Below are 1,260 nucleotides of genomic sequence, written 5' to 3'. Positions count from 1 at the left end.
TACGACGAAGACCTCGCCCAGGCCAGCTACTTCATCGGCTGCCAGGCCAACGGCACTGCCGTTGTTGTCGACGGCCGCCGCGACATCGCGGTCTACCAGGAGCTTGCCGCGAAGAACGGCATGGAGATCGTGGCCGTCACCGAGACCCACATCCACGCCGACTACCTCTCCGGCACCCGCGAACTCGCTGCAGCCACGGGCGCGAAGATCTACGTCTCCGGCGAGGGCGGTCCCGACTGGCAGTACGAATTCGACGGCGAACGCCTCTACGACGGCGACACGATCACCATCGGCAACATCAGCATCAAAGCCGTCCACACCCCCGGCCACACTCCCGAGCACCTGTCCTTCCTGGTCACTGACGGCGCGTTCAGCGACCAGCCCGGCTACCTGCTCTCCGGTGACTTCGTGTTCTCCGGTGACCTGGGACGACCGGACCTCCTGGACGAGGCAGCCGGCGGCGTTGATACCCGGTTCGAGGGCGCCAAACAGCTGTTCGCCAGCCTGCGGGACAAGTTCCTGACCCTGCCGGACTACGTCCAGGTCCACCCGGCCCACGGGGCTGGCAGCGCCTGCGGCAAGGCACTTGGTGCCATCCCCTCCTCAACGGTGGGCTACGAGCGGCTTTACGCCTGGTGGGGCCCCTACCTGGCGGCCAACGACGAGCAGGGCTTCATCAACGAACTCCTCGACGGCCAGCCGGACGCCCACGCCTACTTCGCGCGGATGAAGCGCGAAAACCGTGAAGGCCCCGCAGTCATGGGTGAGCGGGCGCCCCTGCAGGAACTGGACGCGGCCGCCGTCGTGAACGGCCTGGAACAGGACACGGTCACCTTTGTGGACACCCGCCCCAACCGCAAAGTACACCAGGGCACGGTGCCCCGGTCCCTGAACATCCCTGCCGGCAGGATGGCGAGCTACGGCGCCTGGGTTGTGGATCCGGAGAAGGACAGGAACCCGCTGGTGCTGTTGGCGCCGGACCAGGAGGCGGCGCAGCAGATGCGGGACCACCTGGTCCGCGTGGGCATCGACAACGTGGCCGGCTACGTCACCGGGCTCGAGGGCCTGCCGATGAGCACGCCGCGGCTGGTCCAGCCCGAGGAACTGGACAGCTTCGACGCCGCGCTGCTGCTGGATGTCCGGAACCGGTCCGAGCACGCCGTCGGGCATATCCCCGGCTCTGCCCAGCTAGGCGCCGGCCGCATCATGTGGCACCTGGACAAGCTCCCGGGCGAAGGGACCATCGTGACGTACTGCCAG

1 protein-coding gene is annotated in these 1,260 nt (G+C 67.7%); it reads left to right on the top strand.

The window, feature by feature from the left end; translation table 11 throughout:
* On the top strand, nt 1-1,260 hold a 1,260-nt coding region (locus ACIQCN_RS15260; RefSeq protein ID WP_400611740.1), incomplete at both ends, for an MBL fold metallo-hydrolase.

It is taken from the genome of Pseudarthrobacter sp. NPDC092424 (genome assembly GCF_044754925.1).
Classification (GTDB): Bacteria; Actinomycetota; Actinomycetes; order Actinomycetales; family Micrococcaceae; genus Arthrobacter.
Note: the sequence above shows the minus strand (reverse complement) of the source record. Positions and strands in the feature narration are given on the sequence as shown.